A 20,024-nucleotide genomic window follows, 5' to 3' on the forward strand; every position below is an offset into this window, starting at 1 on the left:
AGTGATGGTGTTATCGCTGAAATCGTGTCACTAGGGCCTTTCGCCGTTTCCACCAAGTCGTAAGCCACCGACCTGCGGTTTCACACCCGAACATGCCCTGGATCATGGATTAGCTGCGGAACGCGGGGTCTCGCCTCTCATCCGGAGTTGGCATGCGCGTGATCACACGTGCCCCGCCCGGAACATGATGCGGCTCGCGGGTTGGCTCAGTGGCCACCATCGACCCCCGCTTGCGCACCGTGGTGATCCGTCCTTCGGCACGGAGGTGGGCCAGGGCTTCGCGTACGGTGTCGCGGCCCACCTCGTACATCTGTGAGAGCTGAGACTCCGAGGGCAACCACGCGCCCGGCCGGTAGCGGCCGGCCGTGATGTCGTCGCGGATCGCAGCCGCGACCTGCCGGTAGACCGGCACCCCAGAGCTGTAGTCGATCACGGCAGACAAGTGTCACAGGGCCATATTGCCATGAGCCTTGTGGCCATGAAGCCCTAGCGTTAACGTGGGCAAACACCTGTTAGAGAAGATTTTCAAGGAACCAATTATCCGAAATTAGGACGGAGGACGCAATCTCACATGACTACGGCTCGCGAGGCTCTGTCTGACCCTGATCTCCGTGGCGCGTTCAGGTGGTTCTACGTCTGGCGCGACCCCGACGGCACCTGGCACGCCAGGCCCCTCCCCAAGCTGACCAGCGAAGAGATCGCCTACCGGATCCTGCCGGAGCTGGTCGCCGACTCCCCCATCCAGCTCGCCTACAAGTGCACGTGGCAGCGAAGCCGCCGCAAGGTCTACCGCTACCTGCAGAGGTACGCCAAGAGGAGCGCCACCCTTGAGTCAGCCTCCTGAGCCGCCCCCGGTGCGGTGGGAGCCGTACCAGCGCCAGCCCCGGGACCGCATCCGGATCACCGAGACCTCGTGCTGCGGGGCATACGAATGGGCCGCTCAAGGCGGGCTCTTCCTCATCCTGCGGCCCGCCCGTGTATCAGGCCGCTACGAGGAGACGGCCAGAGGTCTGTACCGACAGGCACGCGAGGTCTGGGCGAAACTCCAGGTCTTCCACAACCTGCAACACCGGCACGAGGAAGCGGTTCGCGCCGCCGCCAGACGCGAACGCCGTCTTCGTGGACGTCGCGGTGAGGAAGCCGCGTGACACGCACTCGCCCAAGCACGTGACACCCCCGCTTCACCCCTCCTGATCAATCTGCGAGTTTCTGCGGCATAACGCGGATCTTCACCGACGCGTATGTGAGCCACACGCCGCCCCGGCCTGTACGCGCTACCGCGAGTTCTGCGAATTGCGCGGCCGTACCAGCAAGATCGCAGCTCATCGCCGCACGGCAACAACCTGGTGCCGCCTCGCGTCCGGCACCCTCATGACGGGAAAGGAATAGAGGGACGTGAGGCCGGTAAGCCCCGCCGGCCACGCGTGCCCGCCCTACCCTAGAGACACTGTGCCTCGGCGAGGGAGCGCGATGAGCAAGGCGACGGATGCCCCTACCTACGTTCGGATAGCCCAGGACATCCGCAGTCGTATCCTCCAAGGCGATCCCCCCGCCGGCGCCATGCTCCCCTCCGAGGCCACGCTCGCGCGCACGTACGGCGTCGCGCGGGGAACGGTCCGCCAGGCGGTGGCGGAGCTGGAGCGCTCAGGGCTGGTGGCGAGCGAGGTCGGCCGAGGCCGGCGCGTCATGGGCAGCGACCCGGCGACGGCCACCCGAGCCGCGGCCACGCAGTACGAGACCATCGCCGAGACGCTTCGCAAGCGCATCGACAGCGGCGATCTCGTCGCCGGCCAGCAGCTACCCGGTGAGGCCGCCATCGCCGAGGAGTTCGGGGTGTCGAAGGGCACCGCCCGTCAAGCGCTTCAACTCCTGGCCGGCGAACGGCTCATCGCGGCCATCCACGGCAAGGGCTGGTTCGTCGGCGGTCCCGAGCACGCGCGGACTCGTGCCGACGTGGTCGCCGCCGAGTTCCGGAAGGACATCGCCACAGGCAAGCTCGCGGTGGGGTCCGTCCTGCCCGGGGAGAACACACTCGCCCAAGAGCGCGGCGTCGGCCGCATCACGATCCGGCGCGCCTTCGCGCTTCTGGAGGCGGAAGGAGCCATCGAGAAGAGGCCCGGCCTGGGCCGCGTCGTCAAAGCACGATCCAAAGGTGACACGTGACCGTATCTCAGACGCCCTCGATCCCCTTCACTTCCGTTGAGGCGCTGGCGACCTTGCAGGAGACCTGCAAAGCAGCAGGACTGGCCGATCAGGACGCCCGCCTGATCCGCCTCGGCGAAAACGCCCTGTTCGTACTCCCCGCCGAGCAAGTGGTCGTGAGGATCGCGCGTAGCGTCGAGGTGCTGGACGACGTACGCAAGGAAGTAGCTGTTTCAGCTTGGCTGAACAAGTCAGGGCTACCGGCGGCGAGAACGACGGCGCATGACCAACCGCTCATCGTGCGAGGCCGCCCGGTAACGCTCTGGCACCTCATCCCCGACAGCGGTTCGCCCGCGACCCTCGATGACCTGGCCGACGTCCTGCGCGAACTCCACGGCCTGGCCGTCCCCGCCGACCTGGGGCTGCCGGCGATGGACATCCTCAGCCGCGTCTCCGAACGCATCAACGCGGCGTCCGTCCTAACCGATGAGGATCGAGACTTCCTGCTGACGCGGCGACGCGAGCTACAAACCGCCTACGACGCGCTGGCCTTCCCTCTCACGCCGTGCGCGGTCCATGGTGACGCGCACAACGAGAACCTCATCAAGACCCTCGGCGGGAACGTCCTGCTCATCGACTTCGAGCGCTTCGCGTTCGGTCCGCCGGAAACAGACCTCGCCGTCACCGCCATCGAGCACACCGTCGGTTGGGGAACGCGAGCCGAATACGACAGGTTCGCGGAGCGGTACGGCTTCGATGTCCTGGCCTGGGAAGGCTACCCGGTGCTCAGAGACATCAATGAGCTGAAAATGACGACCTGGCTCATGCAGAACGTCAGCGAGAACGAAGCCATAGCGCAGGAGTTCCGCAACCGCATGTACTCGCTACGGAACCCCGACATGCCCCGCCGCTGGCGTGCTTTCTGAAAGGTCGATGTCCCTGGCCTGGAGATAGCCGCCCAGCGGGAAACCAGCACTTGTGCCGCCTACCCGAAAATCAAGGTCGGCGTCTGCGGCTTTCAGGATGACGCCTTACCCATCGTGTTGTGGCATCGGTCAGTCGCAGGGATGGAGTACCTCTCCTCAGCAGCCTCAACGCTCACCGCCCAAGATCACCGATAGGGTGCGCCAGAAGCAAAGGAGCCGCTGACGTGTCACCCTCAACCCCGTTAGCCTGGGCGGCGGCCCTCGCCGCCGCGGCCTACCCCACGTGGGACTCCTGGAAGACCTGGTTCGAGTGGTCCTCACTGTTCGCGGCCGCCGGCGTGTCCGAGAAAGAGCACTACGGGGGCACCGTCGAGGGGGTCGTGGGCTGCGTACGCTTGTACGACTCGATCGACCGCTCCCCGTTCCTGCCGCTGCGCGACGACCTCGCCACACTCACCGAACTCGCCACGACCTGGGCCGTGCCGGTGCTGGTCGTGCTGATCGCCCTCGTACGCCGGCGCTCGGCGACGGTGGGACCGCGCGCCGCATGGACGCTGACGCTGATCGCGCTCGTCCGGCCGCTCTCGGCCGACTACCAGGGGGACGGCATCTGCTCCGGCTCGCTGCCCATGTTCACCCCGGACTGGTTCGAGGCTGTCTCCGGCGGCTGGGGGCTCTATGAGCTGTGCCTGCTGGCAGCTGCCCTGCTGGTGCTGCTCGCGTCCGGCTCCCCGGCGCCGCCGATCTCCGGGCGGCGCGCGCTGACGGCGGTCCTGGATGTCCTGGTCGTGTACGGGGTGATGACTCTCGCCCCGCTCGTCACCGGGGACGAATCCCTGCGCGTCGGCCTGCTACGCCAGCTCCGGTTCGACGACATCCGCGACCATCCCGCCCGGCTGCTGGTGCTCGTGCTGCCGGTCGGCTACCTCCTGTGGAGACACGGCCGGCGGGAAAGGGGTAAGAGAAACGGTTCACGTCCGGACAAGCCGCCTCGCCACGGGTACGACCATCAATCGCTCCTCGGCGAGTACTTCCGGGCGACGACGGCGTTGAACTCTGCCACCTGGTCATCGCTCGCGTACGCGTCCAGGTCTGCTTGCAGGTCTCGGATGTACCGGAGATAGCGCTCCGACTTGAGCGGCCCGGCGAGGTCGATGGCCTCCAATGCGACAGCCGCAGCCTGGGAAGGCTCGCCCATGTGCACGTAGCTCGCCGCCTGGACCAGCCGGTCGAAGGCCAGGGTCCGCACGTACATCGGATCACAGAGCCCGACCGCCTGGCCGACGAATTCCATCGCCTGCGACGGCCTCTGCAGATCCCGGTAACAATGCGCGCCTTCGCTCGCCAGCTCGGCGGCGTCGAAGTAGCCGACCCACGACGGATCATCGTCCACGTTGCGCTGCGCGAACCACTTCTCCGCCTCAAGCAGGGCACGCGCACATGAGGTCTCATCGCCATTTCCAGCGTGGGCACGAGCCTCCATGGCGAAGAACAAGGCCATGGGCGTCGCGGTGGACGCGTTACGGCAGCCCTCCTGCGCCGCACGCGCGAGTTGGATGGCCTGATCGTATCTGCCCAGGTAGTTGGCCTGGTGGCTCATGTCGGCCAGGATCAGGCCGCCCAACATACGATCTCCGGACACCTGAGCGAGACGCAGCCCTTGCAGGAAATAGCGCTGTGCGAGCCCATGCCGGCCAAGGTCGTACGCCGTCCAGGCGACCAGTTCCGTGATTTCGGCCGCCGCCGCGTACAACGCTCGTCCTACCGACTCTTCGAACTTCCCATCGAGCATGGGAACGACTTCACGGTTGTAATACTGGACCAGCGCAGAACGCGCATGGCCGCCGCCGAACTGGAAACCCATGTTCGCGAACAGTTCGGTGGTGGCGCGAATGGTTTGGACATCCCAGATACCAACGGATGGCCGCGCATGCTCTCTCATCGATAGCGGCTCCGGACGCGACAGCAACCATGCGATAAGAGATTCGTTCCACGCATCCGGAACTACTACCGACTGAAGCGCCACCGGGTCGTCGGCGAGGTCCCGGCGTGTCAGACCCAGCAGCCGGCTTCCCACGTCGGATATGCCGCCGCCATGCGCCAGACTGCGTTCAAGCGTCTCAGGCGTCACGACGCTCGCGAAACCGATGTCGTCCAGCGTGAAGGTCGTGCCCGCCTTCTTGCTGAGCGCCTCAGCAATGAACCGCGCGGTGGCCGGCCGCGGCTTCACTCCGTCGAGCCAGCGTTTGACGTCCACATGTGTACAACTCAGCGTTACGCCATCTTCTTCTGCAATCTGCCGCACTCGTGAAGCAAGCCCCGAATTAGAACAATCAGCACGCCGCATCGCGTCTGCAAGCCCCACATTGGGCATTCGGGACATCTTCACCTCCGCATGTGCACGCCTCGGCAATCATGACGCGAACACGGCCTCATAGGCCCGCGTTCCCGAGAAATTCTGACCCGTGTTTCTCCTGCTCAGGGCTTGAATCACCCCCATAAAGCACCCCCTGTGCATTCAGTCCCGATCATGAGCACGGTGTTGCCGGAGAGCTCGACGAGGAAGGCTTTAGTCAGCAAGAGCGGGCGAGCCGAGCACCGCGGGACTCCGACACGAACAGTCCCTATGACTTGACTCTCCGTAGCTATACATGTTCTATGTCTCTTAGTACCTGCTTGCAGGTCAGAACCGAGAGGGCTCAACATGCTCGTCCGTCCACGCAAGGTGCTCCCGACCGTCATCACGATCTGCCTCGCCCTCTACGCCCTGAAGGACCCGGAGGGCGCGGCGACCGTGGCCAAGGCGGCAGCGCACCTGGTCATGAGCGCTTCCGAGTCGCTCGCCCGGTTCATCCACACCGCCAGCAACTGATCACCCAGGAAAGAGACCCGACAGTGGCTCACAACCCGAACCGCCCGCTCCACCCGGCACGCATGTCGCTCGCCGACCTCGAAACCGTCTGGCAGAGCAACGGCGAGACGCCGCTCCCGGAGTGCACCTACGACCCGGCGCTGCACACCGGCCCGCGACTCACGATCGAGAGCACCGAGGAGCGCGCCGCCCGCGAGGCCGTGGCGCGCGAGGTCTGCGCCACCTGCCCGGCCCTGCTGCTCTGCGAGCTGTACGCGAGGCAGGCCCGCCCGGCCTCGGGCATCTGGGCCGACCGTACGCCCGCCGAGCTGACGACCCACACCACCGCACTGGAAGACATGGAGGTGGCCTGAATGGCCCGCCGCACCCGCACCCGCTTCTGGGACCCGTCCGGCAACCGGTACGGCATCCCCACCTACCCGAGGAAGAAGATCCCGCCCCACCTGCGCACGCTGCGCCAGCTCGCCGCTGAAGGGCTCCGGCCGGGCGGACAGGAACCGCAGGCCCAGGTCCTGTGGTGCTCGCGCCTTCCCGGCCCGCCCCGTGTTCGCGCTGCCTACCTGTACGACGTGCGGTTCGCCCTGCCGAAGCGCAGCCGTCGCACCCGCACGACGCCCCCGAAGGTGAACACCTCCCGCCGCACATGTTCCGAGTGCCTGACCGACGTCGGCTACGTCCTGCCGCGCCACCTCGGCGTTTGCCTCGACTGCGCCGAGGAGGCAGCCGCATGAGTCGCCGCACCCTCGACACGTCCGGACGCCCTGGCGTCACCGTCCACGGCGCGAAGCTCCCGACCTACTACCAGCCCGAAGCCGGGCGTGACGGCTGGCTGGAGGCCGACCGCAAGCGCGGCATGAGTCGCAGCGGGCGCCCCACACGCGAACGCCGCCCGCGTACCGCCGAAAGGAAAGACACCCGATGACCATCTACGAGACCACACCGCGCCCGCTGGCCGAAGGCGAGCGCACCGCGATATCCGCCACCGCAGCCGTCACGGGAGCGCTCGGACTGCTGGGGTTCGCCAACAGCTTCGAGCGCGTCGCCACAGCGGCTGAGCCCTCGTTCGGGTGGTTCGCCTGGACGGTGCCGCTCGGCATAGACCTCGGCATCGCCGTGTTCTCCGCGCTCGACATCGTCCTGGCCCGCCTCGGCATGCGTCTGAGCTGGCTGCGGTTCATCCCCTGGGCGCTGACCGCCGCGACGGTCTACCTCAACGTGGCCGCCTACCTCAACGTCTCTGGGCGGACGGACTGGTTCGCGGTCGTCGCGCACGCCCTGCTGCCGCTCCTGTGGGTCATCGCCATCGAGGTCGGCGCCCACGTCGTACGTAAGCACGCGGACCTGACCAGGCCAGACCGTATGGACGGCATCCGCCGCTCACGCTGGCTACTCGCCCCTCTGGCGACAGTTTCCCTGTGGCGCCGCATGGTGCTCTGGGAGGTCCGCAGCTATCCCGAGGCCCTCGGGCAGGAGCGCGAACGCATCATGGCCAAGACCGAACTCCAGGACCGGTACGGCCGGCTGTGGCGGTGGAAGGCCACCCGGCGTGAGCGGGCCCTGTACCGCCTCGGCGAACTCACGCCCAAGCACACGGAGACGCCACTCGCCGTGGCGGCGGCAGAAACCCACCGCGCTGCGCTGCCGCCGGCCCCGCCGAAGCGCCCGGCGCGCAAGCCCAAGCGAGCGCAACCCGCACCGCCGCCGAACGTAGGAGACCTCTTGCCCCTGGGACGACACGTAGCCGCCGACCTGATCGCACAGGGCGACCCGCTGACCCGCGACCGCCTACGCGACGCCATCCGAAGCCGCGGCCAGAGCATCTCGACCGACCGCGCGGGCGCACTCCTGGCCCGGCTCAAGGCGGAAGGCCCCACGGCCGTACCGGAAGGCGAGGCCGCCTGATGAGCCTGAGCATCACCGACACGCGCATGACTTCGGACGGCTGCCCGAACGTGGCGGAACTCCTCGCCGGCGGATGGACAGTCACCGGCTACCCCGGACGGCTGTTCGACCGCAACCAGGCCATCACCGCCATGCTGCTGGCCGAACTGCTGGCACTGACCCTGCCCGCCGATGGACGCAACGCGCTCCTGGCCCACTGCTGGCGTACCGAACTCGACATCACCGAAGCGGACGGACCGCACACGCCGACCGCTGGCCCCACGACCACCGACCGCCCGGACGAAACGCGGTCCGACCGCGCATCGACCCTGACCGCTAGCTGGGACGCGGCCTCATCCGCCAAGACAACGACCGCGCCCCAGAACTCCGCCAACCACCAGGCAGCAGAGGTGCATTCATCATGACGCAGCGACCGGACGACCCCAACCACGACCCGGAGAACGACGGCACGCCCGACCGGTCCGTCCGCCCGGACGATCCCGCGCCGGACGACAAGGGCGCGGAGATCGTCGACCTCGACGCCGCCCGGTCCGGCCGCAACGCCGACCGGTCCCCGTCCGAACCGAAACCCACGACGGACGACGCGGACGGACCGGTCTTGGAGGGCGAGGTGCTCCGGGTGGACCGGCCCGGTCCGGCCCGTACGGACTGGCGGGCGAGCCTGGAGCGGAAGGCAACCAGCCGACAGCCGCTCATCCCGCTGTGGCTGCGCTCCCGCGCCGAGGCCATCGAGACCGTCAGGTGGGCGAGCCTCCATTACGTGCACGTGGCCGGCTACCAGGTCCTGCGCGCCCCGCTGTATGCCGGACGGCTCACCGTCCGGGCTCCGCGCGGCCTGGTCCGCCTCGTGAGCGGCATCGTGCGGTGGACCTTCGACCTTGAGGGCGAGCCCGTACGCCTGGCCGCCGTACAGAAATCCGACTACGAGGGGTACCTGAAGCTGAGCAGGCAACGAGACTCTCGCGTACGGCTGCGTGTCTGGATCACGGGAACGATCCTGGTCACGCTGCTCATCCTGGCCATCGTCGTGACCGGCCAGCCGACGGCCGCCCAGTGGGGAGCGCTCGCCGTGGCCATGGCCGCACTGGGCATCCTCGGCAAGCCTGCCGACCAGCCTCTGATCAACCGCGCCGTCATGGCGTCCGAGGTGGAGAAGCTGACCAGCGACATCGTGGTCCGCGCGCTGAGCGTGCTCGGCATCGCCGGTATCACGCAGGCGCTCTCCAAGAACCCCAAGGACGCCATCCGGTTCGTCGCCCCGATCACCCGCGACGGCCCCGGCTGGCGTGCCGACATCGACCTGCCGTACGGCGTGACCGTGGCCGATGTGCTGGACAGGCGGAAACAGCTTTCCGGCGCACTGCGCCGCCCGCTCGGCTGCATCTGGCCTGAGGGCGACTCCTCCATCCACGAGGGACGGCTGATCCTTTGGGTGGGCGACAAGGACCTGTCCACGACCATCGTTCGTTCCCCGCTCAAGCAGGCCCGCTCGCACGACGTGTTCAAGGGCATCCCGTTCGGCAACGACCCGCGCGGCCGCCTGGTCACGGTGCCGCTGATCCAGCACAACGTGCTGATCGGCTCCCAGCCCGGCCAGGGCAAGACCTCGTCAATACGCGAGCTGGCCGCCGGGATCGTGCTCGACCCCACGGTGGAGGCGTGGTTCCACGAGCTCAAGGGCACCGGCGACCTGGACCCGTACGACAAGGTCTGTCACCGCTACGTCTCCGGCATCGAGGACGAGGCCATCGCCTACGCCGCCGACTCTCTGACCCTGCTGCGCAAGGAGGTCATGCGCCGCTCGGCCGCGCTCAAGGCCCTGCCCGCGGACCTGTGCCCGGACAAGCGCGTCACCCGTACCATCGCCGACAAGCGCTCGCTGGGCCTGCATCCGCTGGTCTGCATCATCGACGAGTGCCAGAACTTGTTCGCCCACGCTGAGTACGGCGACAAGGCAGGCGATGACGCTGAGTTCATCATCAAGCTCGGCCGCGCCCTGGGCGTGGTCTTGATCCTGGCCACCCAGCGCCCGGACAGAGACAGCCTGCCCACTGGCATCTCCGCGAACGTCTCCATCCGGTTCTGCCTGCGGGTGGCCGGCCAGCTCGAAAACGACATGATCCTCGGCACCTCGGCCTACAAGAACGGCATCCGCGCAACGGTGTTCGTCCCGGAGAAGGACGCGGGCACCGGCTACCTGGTCGGCGCGACGCCGATGCCCAAGGTGGTCAAGGCCGCCTACCTCAACACCCCGGACACCCAGCTCATCGCCGACCGCGCCTACGCACTGCGCAAGGCAGCAGGAACGCTGTCCGGATACGCCCTCGGCGAGACGTCCGAGCAAACCGTGCCGAGTTACGACCTGCTAGCCGACATCCTGGGCGTGGTCCCGCCTGCTGAAGCGAAGGTGTGGAACGAGGTCATCGTGGATCGCCTGGCCGAGCTGCGGCCGGACATCTACGGCCCGTGGGCGGCGCTGGAGGGCGGCGCGAAGACAGCCCAGCTCACCACCGCGCTCAAACCGTACGGCATCCGCACCTTGCAGGTGTGGGGCACGCCGGAGGGCGGTGGCAAGGGCGCCAACCGCATCGGCATCACCCGCGACGACATCGTCACCGCAGTCACCCAGCGCGACAAGGGCAAGGCGTCGTAGCCCAGTCGATCGCCTCTAGACCTAGAGGCACACCCCTCTAGGTCTAGAGGCTCCCCTAGAGCCCGAAATGGTGTTCTACCTGGGCTCTAGCGCCTAGAACCCGACCTGCGGAAACCCTGAAAACGGCCCTGGAGGCCCTCATGGCCACTGTCATCGCCCTTCTAGCAGCCTGCCTACCGTTCATCACTCTCAGTTACATCATCATCTGCCTGGCGTGGCCCTGGAGCCGCTGCACCCGATGCCGCCCCGGCGGCAAGAACCGCACCTGCCGTGCCTGCAACGGCACCGGCAAGCGGCCCCGCCTCGGCTGGCAGATCTACGTCTACGCCCGCCGCCTCCACCGCGACGGCAACCACTGATGCCGCCCAACGCCCACGCGGCATCACCTGTTGAGGAGATCCACATGCATGACCTCACCCGCTACGCCCTGGCCGCCGCCGCCCGCGGCTGGCACGTCTTCCCGCTCGCACCGCACGACAAGCGTCCGCTGCCCGGCTTCACCGCCTGGGAGCAACACGCCACTACCGACACCGCACTCATCCGCCACATGTGGGCCCGCAGCCCGTTCAACATCGGGATCGCCTGCCGCCCGTCCGGCCTCGTGGTGCTCGATCTGGACGTGCCCAAGCCCGACGAGCATCCGCCGGTCAACTGGGCGCTGCCCGGTATCCACGACGGCGCGGATGTCCTGGCCTCGCTGTGCGAGCAGGCCGGCCACCCGCTACCGCTGGAGACCTTCATGGTTCGTACGCGGCGCGGTGGCACCCACCTGTACTTCACCGCACCGGACGACCTCGACCTTCGCAACAGCGCAGGCAAGCTCGGATGGAAGATCGACACCCGGGGGCATGGCGGCTACGTCGTCGGCCCCGGCAGCCACGTCGCCCTGCCGGACGGCAGCGGCTCCTACGACGTCTTGCACGGGCCGACACCGGCCGCGCTCCCGGCCTGGCTGACCGAGCGCCTCACCTCTACGCCGTCGCCCGCATCCAGCACATCCGCGGGGGCTGTGCTGGCCGCTTGTGGTGGGGACCGAGCAGCCGGATACGCCCTGGCGGCACTGCGCGGCGAGGTCGAACGGGTCCTGGACGCCAATCCCGGCACCCGTAACGACACGCTCAACATCGCCGCGTTCGCCCTGGGCCAGCTCATCGGGATCAGCCTGCTACCTCGCAACCTTGCCGAGGCGTCCCTGCTCAACGCAGCCGAGGCCATCGGCCTCGACTTCCGCGAGGCGTTCAACACCGTCCGCTCAGGACTCGACAGCGGCCTTAGCCGTCCCCGGAGGGCAGCCGCTTGACCATCACCAAGCCGACAGCTGAAGCCATCCTGTCCAACGTGGGCGCCGCTGCCCAGCTCACCGAGCTGCACAGCGCGCCACCAGTCTGGGAGACACCAGCGCCGCTGGGGCAGCGCGGTGAACTCCCGTCCTTCCCGGTGCACGCGCTCCCGGCCTGGGTCGCCGAGCACGTCAGCGCGGTGGCCGAGGAGACACAGACGCCGCTCGACCTGGCGGGCTGCGTCGCCCTGGCCGCCCTGTCCACCGCCGCCGGCGGACGCACGATCGTGAGCGTTCGCGGCTCATGGGTGGAGCCCGTGAACCTCTTCGTCCTGGTCGCCATGCCTCCTGGATCGCGGAAGTCCGCCGTGTTCCGCGCCATGACCACGCCCCTGACCCGTGCCGAAAGCCTCCTGCTGGACCGCATCGGACCGCAGATCACCGAGGCCGAGGTATCCCGTCGTCTGGCCGTGGAAATGGCCGAGAAGGCCACTCGCACCGCGGGGACGGCACGCGGCGAGGCGGCACCGGAAGCCATCGCCGAGGCCCAGAGCGCGGCACTGGCCGTGGAAGGCATCAAGGTCCCAGTCAAGCCGCGCCTCGTGGCCGACGACATCACACCCGAGACGGCAGCAAGCCTGCTGGTCGAGCAGGGCGGACGCCTATCAGTACTCAGCGCAGAGGGAGGCATCTTCGCCACGCTCGCCGGCCGCTACTCCGGTACACCCAACCTGGACCTGTTCCTCAAGGGGCACGCCGGAGACCCGCTCATCGTGGATCGCCGAGGCCGCAGCGAACGTGCGGACAACGCGGCCCTGACCATGGGGCTCGCGGTGCAGCCCGAGATCATCGCCGACATCGCGAGCATGCCCGGCTTCCGCGGCAAGGGGTTGCTCGGACGCATCCTGTACAGCCTGCCCAAGAGCAACGTCGGATACCGGCGCGTGGACCCGCCGCCCGTGCCCGAGCACATCGCGGCCCGCTACGACGCCAACCTGCAACGGCTCACGATCGGCATGTACGAGTGGGACGACCCGGCCCGCCTCACCCTGACGACCGAGGCCGCCGAGATCTTCACCGAGCATCGCCGCAAGACCGAGACCCGTCTCCGTCCGGACTCAGGAGACCTCGGGCACATCACCGACTGGGCAGGCAAGTTCGACGGCGCGATCATGCGCATCGCCGGCCTCATCCACCTGGCCGCTGACGTCGAGTCCGCCTTTCGCCACCCGATCAGCGCTGACACCGTCAACGCCGCCATCGGGCTGGGCAGCTACTTCGCCGCTCACGCCCTGGCCACTTTCGACGCCATGGGCGCGGACCCCGACATCGAAGCCGCCCGCACCGTCCACGCCTGGCTCCACCGCACCGGCACGACACGCTTCACCGTCCGCGAGGCGTTCACCGCCCTGCCGCGCAACCGCTTCCGCAAGGTAGGCGAGCTGGAGACACCACTCGACCTCCTGGAACAGCTTGGCTGGATCCGCCGCGAGCCCGAGCCACCTCGCACCGGCCCCGGCCGCCGGCCCTCACCCGCCTACGCCGTCCACCCCTGCCTGCACGACCAGAACCACACAGGGATGCGCCCGTGAAGCCCACCGCCATCAACATCGCCCACGCCAGCAATCGCACCGGCACCTGGATGACCGTCCCCGAACTGCTCGCCGAACTCGACATCAAGCGCCGCACTTGGCAGCGATGGCGCGCCCTCGGCGTGGCTCCGCGCTGCCATCGGCTTCCCAACGGCGAACTCCGCATCAAGCGCCGTGACTTCGAATCCTGGCTCGACTCGCTGGCCGAAACCCGGAGGGCAAGCTGACCATGAAGAGCTACCGCGTCCGTATCTGGAAGATCTCCACCAAGAAGACCGGCGGTCGCCCACACATGGTGCGGTGGGTCGTCGAAGACAAGGTGTTCTCCGAGCTCTTCACCACGTGGGAACTCGCCGACAGCTTCCGCGCCGACCTCAAGAGGGCTGCCCAGAACGGCGAGGCGTTCGACACCGAGACCGGCATGCCGGACTCCAAGGCACGCGCCCAGAACGCGATGACGTGGTACGCCCACGTCTGCGACTACGTGGACACCCGGTGGTCCAAGGTCTCTGGCAGGCAGCGAATCTCGATCGCGGAAACGCTTGCGGCGGTGACTCCACTCCTGGTTCGCGACCGTCGCGGCGCACCCGACGCGCGTGTTCTGCGCTCAGCGCTCTACCAGTGGGCGTTCAACAAGCAACACCGCGACTCCGACAAGCCCGAGGACATCGCCGAGGCACTCCAATGGATAGCCAAGGCATCCGTCCCGGTAACCGAACTCGCCGACTACGACCGCATCACCAGTGCGTTGGATGGGTGCGCCCGCAAGCTCGACGGCACAGCCGCCTCTGCCGGCTACTACAGCCGCCGCCGTCGCGTGCTGTTCAACGTGCTGCGCTACGCGGTGTTCAAGAAGCGTCTTGCCAAGAACCCGCTCAGCGAAGAACTCGACTGGAAGCCGCCCGAGGCCGAGGTATGCGAGGAGATCGATCCTTCCGTCGTGGCCTCTCCTGAGCAGGTACAGGAGCTGCTGACCGCCGTCAGCTATGCGGGCTGGCGGCGCGGGGATCGGCTGGTGGCGTTCTTCGCCTGCATGTACTACGCGATGATGCGCCCCAGCGAGGTGGCCGCTCTGCGACTGGGGGACTGCACCCTTCCCGAAAAGGGGTGGGGACAGCTTATCCTCAGCGGCTCAGCACCGACTGTGGGCAGCAAATGGACGGACAATGGTCAAGCCCACGAGCAACGTGGCCTCAAAGGCCGCCCGCGCAAGGCCAAGCGGGTCATCCCCATCCCGCCACAACTAGTGTCCGTCCTCCGCGATCACATTCGGCGCCACGGCGTGGCGCAGGACGGTCGGCTCTTCCGCACTGAGCGGGGCGGAACCCTCTACAAGTCCGGCTACGTACGGACCTGGAAAACCGCCCGTGCGCTGGCGCTACCGCCAGCGCTGGCCGCCTCCCGACTCGCCAAGCGACCTTACGACCTCCGCCACGCTGGCGTGTCCCTACGTCTGAACGCAGGTGTCCCGGCGACCCAAGTGGCTCAGTGGGCGGGTCATAGCGTAGAAGTGCTGTTGAAGATCTACGCCAAGTGCATTTACGGGCAGGACCACGTCTGGCACACCATGCTGGACGGCGCGCTTGGAGGTACTTCCAGCCAGCGAATCGACAGCGATCGCTGAAAGCATCCTCCGCCTCAGAACATCGATGGTGTCCGTGGCAATGTAAAAGTGGCCAGACCCACACGCACTTGGCCGTTGACAGATGGTGACCGCTGTAGATGCCGAGGGCTGATGACCAGGCGTAGACCAGCAATCTAACTGGCTGCGCCTGGTAGGTGCTGTTGTTGGGGACGTGGCATCGGCTGTGGACTGGCTGTGGACGGCGGTACCCCTGTCTCGTAGAGGAAACGGGTACATCCGTGCGGGGTACTTGTCATCCTCCATGGCTGTGTCAGACTACTTTGCGTTGCTGCCTGGCTGGATGGGGCGCCGTTGATGGCTGACATTTTTATCAATTTTCGTTCTGACGATACAGCTGCCGCAGCGGTATTGCTGGACAGCGAGTTATCTAGACGATTCGGGTCGGCTCGCATTTTCCGTGCTAAAAAATCTATTGCAGCAGGCACAGACTATGCTGAAGCACTTCTAGCTGCTGTCAGGGGTAGCAGCGCGCTCCTGGCCCTCATTGGACCGAACTGGCTGGCAGGGGCAACTATCACTGGGCATAGGCCGATTGATGATGAGCGCGATTGGGTTCGTCGGGAGATTGCTGAAGCGCTCACCAATAGAGTGCCCATAGTGCCTGTTATCATCGGCCGGCGGACACCTTCGCTCAAGGCGCGCGATCTGCCAGATGCACTAAAAACTCTGGCGTCGTTACAAAACCGTCGTGTCGATCTAGATGATCCGACTCCAGGTGTGGCTCGGCTAGGGGACGACCTTGCCGAACTAATTCCGCATCTCGCCGACAAGGCTCAACCAGAACCAGGGGCAGGTCAACAAACTCCTGCCGTAGGCACGATCATTTATGATGCCCACGGTCCGATCCATACGGGAAGTGGAAATCAATACGTGCGCTACGAAGGTTACCCGCCCGGGCAGGATGGGTGATGGGCGTGGGCGAGGTTATCGGTACGATCGTAAGCAGGCCGAGTGGTAGCACGCATGCCGGTAGTGGTGATCAAAACGTATACAACGGCCCAACTTACATCTTCGACCCACAATCGCAGCGTCCAAAGCGATCACCTCGTGCTGCTCATCGGAAAGATTTGGAGTGGCTTGATGATCGCTTTGTCGAGCCGAAGAAGTATCTAGAGGCAGCTACATGCCTGCGTGAGTGGAACGTTGTTCTTATTGCTGGCCGGCCGGGTAGCGGTAGCCGCAGTACGGCTCAAATGCTGCTGCATCGCTTACCAGGCGTCGATGGCCCCTATAGGGAAATACCCTTCGATCCAACAGAGGGCGACAGGGGTATTGTAGTGCAATCAGGAGACAGGATTCTGATTGATGCCTCTGCCGTATCTGATGAGCTGTACTCGGCTCTTCACGATCAGCTATTGGCGCGGCAGGCTAACGTCTGTGATGTTGGTGCTTTCATGGCAGTGGCGGTGCCAGCCGACATCGATACTGTGATACATGGCGATCTGGGGCGTCGAATAATACAAATCGAGAAGCCTGCGGTACACGTAGCGCTCCATCGCTATCTAGATTGCGATGGCATCGAAGTTGGGCTTGGCGATCTGGACCATCCTGCGCTTCGACTTAGGCCCATGAGGGACCTAGATAAACTCGCGCAGTCGATAGGAGATGCAAGGGAAAAGGGTGTCGGAGGCATCCACGAATGGCTTGAAGGTGCCCTCAAATCCGCTTCGGAACAGGCTAATGACGTCGCTAATAAAGCTAGAAGGATGAACGGATCTGAGCGCATTCTGTTCTTGGCTGCAGCGATGTTGCATGAAGCTCACGTCGATGCCGTCTACGACGCTGCTCAATCACTTCAAGGGCAGGTTGAAGTGGCTGGTGAGCCTACTCCATTATTGGAGCAGGAAGGGCTTGTGCGGCAGTTGGATAGTTTCAACGCAACTGTCGACGAGATGCGCGGCTATATTTCTTTTCCGGGATTTGATTACGATTCCAAGATTCGTACACATTTCTGGTCTAACTATCCTGGACTGCGCACCCAGTTCCGAGAGTGGATCAGGGATGTCGTCGACCAATCGACGTTGAGCGGTGGCGATCGTGACAGAGTCATCGCACGATTTGCGGAGCAGGCACTGCGAACCGGACGGCCAGCGGATCTTACTTCCTTGGCGGAGGGTTGGTCGGCCAAAGGAGCCTTGACGGCACGTTGGCCGGACGCAGTCAGGGTGCTGCAGTTGGGGTTAGAAGATCCACGTCATAGCAGCGCGATCCGCCGCAAGATCAGAGAGTGGGCGCTTCAAGAGAACCTTCCGGCCGAGCGAGGCCAAGTGTTGGTGGAGATATGTGCGGACGTGATCGCGCGGACCGACCCATTGAGCGCCGCCATACGGTTACGTCATCTCGCCCGACAGGAAGACCGAAGAACCTCCAGCGCCGCGCGAGAGGCAATACGTAGCCTCTGTCGCCAGGATCGCTGGTTCTGTCGGGAATTGATACATTTGTTAGTCGCTCGCATGGGTACAGCGCGCGTCGTTTCGCCAGCCGATATTGAGATCTTCCTGTATGTCACAGAACCGGACGAGAGTGCGGTTATCGTGTCGTCCCCTGGCCTCCGGCTATTGCTGACTCAGGGGTGGCAATTGGTTATGGCACAAAGTGAGACCCCTCAATGGCGTCGAAGCGTACAAAAATGGCTTGAAGCAATTAGCGAAAGCCGCCTTGATGAAGGTGCTCTAGACATCCTCTTGGATGCGGCTGCACAGAAAGACGATGTCTTAAGCTGCCTCTACGCCACTGCAGTTCGGTGGCGCCAGGGCCAAGTTGCGAACGTGCAAGAGCGTATGGCGGTCGCCAACCGCTTTTGTCAGCGGATCGATGATTTGCAAGGCCTATAACGGAGGCAGCTCATGAACATCAGAAACGTTGTATTGACTAGCATTGCCGCAGTTGCTGCTCTCCTCCTGGTGTTAGCGCAGGTCGGAGCATGGTCCATCTGGCTCATAATACTGCTCATGACAGCGCTCACCCTTTGTGCTGTTGCGGCATGGTTCCTCGTTCCCCAAAGTGCGCCGCGACCGCGAGATAGTCGGGAGCGCGTTGCGACGGTGTTTCAGGAGGTACGAGTCGGTGACATTGGCCTGCCAAGCTCACTGCCCGATTACACGTTCAGATTCTCGGCCGCTGTCCGATGGCGAAGACTTCGAGACGGCAATCATGCAAACCCGGCCGCATTAGCAATTGAGGACGTCATTACGCGGGCCAGCGTCATCGTTGCAACAGAGACACCAGAAAAGGTTTCCGCTCTTTCGCAACAGCTGAGTGTGGCCCTCGGTATACCGAAGCCGAACCGTTCAGGTGAGGTGGAGGCCATGACAAGTGAAGTCTCCCTGAGTATGCCTGCGGAGGATGTGCAGCGCCTAGAGAAGATGGCCGAACTTCGTAAAGACGAGGCGCTTTGGGAGGAGCAGCGACGTTACGAAAAAAGTCGGCGCGAGTATTTAGGCGAGGATGTGCTGAAATCCCCTGGGAGCGCAGTCGTCTGGTGGCTTGCGACGAAGGAAGACGGGGTGGATCAAGCTGCTGCTCTGATCGACACTCTAGCTCGACTCTCAGCTGCTGCAAATAACGATGAGTCTGTTCACAGCGGACTTCACCGTAAGGTGAACGGGGATGGTCTTGTCGATAGAACTTTGTCGGCTGCGGACGTGCTGGAGGACCTGATGGCCCGGATAGATCTGGACGCCGACAGCGACGCGGGGACTACTTTCGTGGACCGGGTGGCCAATGATATGGAGAAGGCGGGCCGCAGCGAGCATGCGGAGGAGATTCGCCACAGGTTCGAAATTCAAGCGCCGTGGGAGGAGCTTGAGGGCGGGAACGGAAGTCCTAGGTCGGAGGGGAACGATCCAGAGTCGTAGTGAAGGAGACATCCTGCGCTCTCAGCCGGCTGTACACCGCATCGAACGTCAAACCCGACACGAAGCCGATCGGGAGGATGAAGAAGAGAAGCCGGCGAGACCCCTCCGTGGTGAGGATATCTGGGGTTGTGGTTAGTTGGGCAGCGAGGAACAGCAGGGCGGTAATGGTTCCAGCAGCTGAGCCCAGCACAGCGGTACGCACCCAACTCTTGGCCACATCGAAGGCGTTGCGCATGATCGCGCCGCAGCCAGCCGCTAGAACAGGAGCCCCGACTAATGCGGTGATCCCAAGAGCAGTTCCGGGCGGTTGCGAGTAGGACAGCGGTATCGCGGCCAGCGCTAGCAAGAGGAACAGCACTCCCACCGCGAGGCTTGCCGTCGCATGCCAGCCTGCATGTCGTTGTTCGGCGTCGGACTCTTGGATTCGTGACGTGCGGAGCTCGCACTGACGGCTCAGCGACGCTACAAGGCGGCTGGGGGACTGCGCTTGCCAAGCTTCCGCCATGACATGGGCGTCCTCGTCACTGACGAGATCGTAAGCTGCAGCCAGACGTCGCCAAACGCGCTGAGCAGCACCACCCAGCGAGGCTGCCGCGACGACGGGAATCGAGCGGGATATGGCGATCAGACCTGCCGTGAACGCCGATCGGCCGCCTCCGATGATGAGCACACCGTCGGCTGACAGGAGCGCTCGGTAATAACCAACCTCCCAGTCGTCGCCTGGGTCCGGTCGTACATCGAAGCAGTCTCGGAAGGCGGTGGCCTCGGCGAAACCTGCTTCCTTGCCGAAGCGGCTGTTGACTTGAATGGATCGCTGCTCCGCGCAGCCCGAGCTGATGTAGCCCTTTACTACGCTGGATTCGATGAAATCGGGATTGCTGGAGAAGACAGCTAGTCTGTAACTGTTGACCGCAAGCTCCCGTCCTAGGGACTCGGCAGCCGAGATCACCTGAGCGGCGTCTGTCAGGGGTGGCTCGTAGGTGCGATGTGGCGACGCACTCCCGACTATGGCAATCAGTGGGCCCATGGGCCCTGATTTTCTGCGCTGGGGAGGAGGCTCGCAAGATTGTTGCGTGGCGCTCTACGTATCGAAGCTGCCTCGTGCGCGGTGGTGGCTCCTGGCCTACCATGATCGGTACGTGTCTGGTACGTGATC

General features: G+C 65.1%; 22 protein-coding genes. 19 read left to right on the forward strand and 3 right to left on the reverse strand.

Annotated features, from left to right (window positions below):
* Positions 1-109: 109 nt before the first annotated feature.
* The gene (locus ABD999_RS18040; protein WP_345482802.1) at positions 110-433 is read right to left on the reverse strand and encodes a winged helix-turn-helix domain-containing protein; all 324 of its coding nucleotides are present in this window, start codon (positions 431-433) and stop codon (positions 110-112) included.
* A 138-nt stretch (positions 434-571) separates the two neighbouring features.
* Here ABD999_RS18040 and ABD999_RS18045 point away from each other — a divergent pair, with 138 nt between their 5' ends.
* The 4 genes from ABD999_RS18045 (at position 572) to ABD999_RS18060 (ending at position 4,192) form a co-directional block, all read left to right on the forward strand.
* On the forward strand, positions 572-844 hold the full coding sequence (locus ABD999_RS18045) for a hypothetical protein (RefSeq protein WP_271279003.1): 273 nt from the start codon (positions 572-574) through the stop codon (positions 842-844).
* A gap of 626 nt (positions 845-1,470) precedes the next feature.
* Positions 1,471-2,163 carry a GntR family transcriptional regulator gene (locus ABD999_RS18050; protein ID WP_271279004.1) on the forward strand — a complete coding sequence of 231 codons (693 nt, stop codon included), beginning with the start codon at positions 1,471-1,473 and terminating at the stop codon, positions 2,161-2,163.
* A complete protein-coding gene (locus ABD999_RS18055) occupies positions 2,160-3,068 on the forward strand; it encodes an aminoglycoside phosphotransferase family protein (protein WP_271279005.1) in 909 nt (302 codons plus the stop codon). Before ABD999_RS18050 ends, ABD999_RS18055 begins: the two co-directional genes overlap by 4 nt.
* 224 nt (positions 3,069-3,292) lie before the next feature.
* Positions 3,293-4,192, forward strand: coding sequence for a hypothetical protein (locus ABD999_RS18060; protein ID WP_271279006.1), 900 nt, complete (start codon positions 3,293-3,295; stop codon positions 4,190-4,192).
* Here ABD999_RS18060 and ABD999_RS18065 read toward each other — a convergent pair.
* The gene (locus ABD999_RS18065) at positions 4,078-5,451 is read right to left on the reverse strand and encodes an NsdA family TPR-like regulatory protein (RefSeq protein ID WP_486348711.1); all 1,374 of its coding nucleotides are present in this window, start codon (positions 5,449-5,451) and stop codon (positions 4,078-4,080) included. The genes ABD999_RS18060 and ABD999_RS18065 overlap by 115 nt on opposite strands.
* Before the next feature lie 321 nt (positions 5,452-5,772).
* Here ABD999_RS18065 and ABD999_RS18070 point away from each other — a divergent pair, with 321 nt between their 5' ends.
* The 15 genes from ABD999_RS18070 to ABD999_RS18140 all read left to right on the forward strand — a co-directional run bounded on the left by ABD999_RS18070 (position 5,773) and on the right by ABD999_RS18140 (position 18,868).
* A complete protein-coding gene (locus ABD999_RS18070) occupies positions 5,773-5,940 on the forward strand; it encodes a hypothetical protein (protein WP_271279008.1) in 168 nt (55 codons plus the stop codon).
* Positions 5,941-5,963: 23 nt separating this feature from the next.
* Positions 5,964-6,293, forward strand: coding sequence for a WhiB family transcriptional regulator (locus tag ABD999_RS18075; RefSeq protein ID WP_271279009.1), 330 nt, complete (start codon positions 5,964-5,966; stop codon positions 6,291-6,293).
* Entirely contained in the window at positions 6,294-6,671 is a 378-nt protein-coding gene (locus ABD999_RS18080; protein ID WP_271279010.1) for an RRQRL motif-containing zinc-binding protein, read from the forward strand.
* The gene (locus ABD999_RS18085) at positions 6,668-6,862 is read left to right on the forward strand and encodes a hypothetical protein (protein WP_271279011.1); all 195 of its coding nucleotides are present in this window, start codon (positions 6,668-6,670) and stop codon (positions 6,860-6,862) included. The genes ABD999_RS18080 and ABD999_RS18085 overlap by 4 nt, the downstream gene beginning before the upstream one ends.
* On the forward strand, positions 6,859-7,842 hold the full coding sequence (locus tag ABD999_RS18090; RefSeq protein ID WP_271279012.1) for a DUF2637 domain-containing protein: 984 nt from the start codon (positions 6,859-6,861) through the stop codon (positions 7,840-7,842). The genes ABD999_RS18085 and ABD999_RS18090 overlap by 4 nt, the downstream gene beginning before the upstream one ends.
* Positions 7,842-8,246: a hypothetical protein gene (locus ABD999_RS18095; protein ID WP_271279013.1), complete on the forward strand. Its 405-nt coding sequence runs from the start codon at positions 7,842-7,844 to the stop codon at positions 8,244-8,246. Before ABD999_RS18090 ends, ABD999_RS18095 begins: the two co-directional genes overlap by 1 nt.
* Positions 8,243-10,495: an FtsK/SpoIIIE domain-containing protein gene (locus tag ABD999_RS18100; RefSeq protein WP_271279014.1), complete on the forward strand. Its 2,253-nt coding sequence runs from the start codon at positions 8,243-8,245 to the stop codon at positions 10,493-10,495. Before ABD999_RS18095 ends, ABD999_RS18100 begins: the two co-directional genes overlap by 4 nt.
* 140 nt (positions 10,496-10,635) lie before the next feature.
* Positions 10,636-10,854, forward strand: a complete 219-nt coding sequence (locus ABD999_RS18105) for a hypothetical protein (RefSeq protein ID WP_271279015.1) — start codon at positions 10,636-10,638, stop codon at positions 10,852-10,854.
* 44 nt (positions 10,855-10,898) lie between these two features.
* Positions 10,899-11,795: a bifunctional DNA primase/polymerase gene (locus ABD999_RS18110; RefSeq protein WP_271279016.1), complete on the forward strand. Its 897-nt coding sequence runs from the start codon at positions 10,899-10,901 to the stop codon at positions 11,793-11,795.
* A complete protein-coding gene (locus tag ABD999_RS18115; RefSeq protein WP_271279017.1) occupies positions 11,792-13,366 on the forward strand; it encodes a YfjI family protein in 1,575 nt (524 codons plus the stop codon). The genes ABD999_RS18110 and ABD999_RS18115 overlap by 4 nt, the downstream gene beginning before the upstream one ends.
* Positions 13,363-13,593, forward strand: coding sequence for a helix-turn-helix transcriptional regulator (locus ABD999_RS18120; RefSeq protein ID WP_271279018.1), 231 nt, complete (start codon positions 13,363-13,365; stop codon positions 13,591-13,593). Before ABD999_RS18115 ends, ABD999_RS18120 begins: the two co-directional genes overlap by 4 nt.
* 2 nt (positions 13,594-13,595) lie before the next feature.
* The gene (locus ABD999_RS18125; protein ID WP_271279019.1) at positions 13,596-14,990 is read left to right on the forward strand and encodes a tyrosine-type recombinase/integrase; all 1,395 of its coding nucleotides are present in this window, start codon (positions 13,596-13,598) and stop codon (positions 14,988-14,990) included.
* Positions 14,991-15,305: 315 nt separating this feature from the next.
* Positions 15,306-15,920: a toll/interleukin-1 receptor domain-containing protein gene (locus ABD999_RS18130; RefSeq protein WP_271279020.1), complete on the forward strand. Its 615-nt coding sequence runs from the start codon at positions 15,306-15,308 to the stop codon at positions 15,918-15,920.
* Positions 15,920-17,845 (forward strand): hypothetical protein, encoded by a 1,926-nt coding sequence (locus ABD999_RS18135; RefSeq protein WP_271279021.1) that lies wholly within the window; start codon positions 15,920-15,922, stop codon positions 17,843-17,845. Before ABD999_RS18130 ends, ABD999_RS18135 begins: the two co-directional genes overlap by 1 nt.
* 117 nt (positions 17,846-17,962) lie before the next feature.
* On the forward strand, positions 17,963-18,868 hold the full coding sequence (locus ABD999_RS18140; protein WP_271279022.1) for a hypothetical protein: 906 nt from the start codon (positions 17,963-17,965) through the stop codon (positions 18,866-18,868).
* On the opposite strand, the gene ABD999_RS18145 is transcribed toward ABD999_RS18140, so the two are convergent.
* Positions 18,837-19,895, reverse strand: coding sequence for a hypothetical protein (locus ABD999_RS18145; protein ID WP_271279023.1), 1,059 nt, complete (start codon positions 19,893-19,895; stop codon positions 18,837-18,839). The genes ABD999_RS18140 and ABD999_RS18145 overlap by 32 nt on opposite strands.
* Positions 19,896-20,024 lie beyond the last annotated feature (129 nt).

The organism is Nonomuraea ferruginea, from assembly GCF_039540635.1.
In the GTDB taxonomy this organism is placed as follows: Bacteria; Actinomycetota; Actinomycetes; order Streptosporangiales; family Streptosporangiaceae; genus Nonomuraea; species Nonomuraea ferruginea.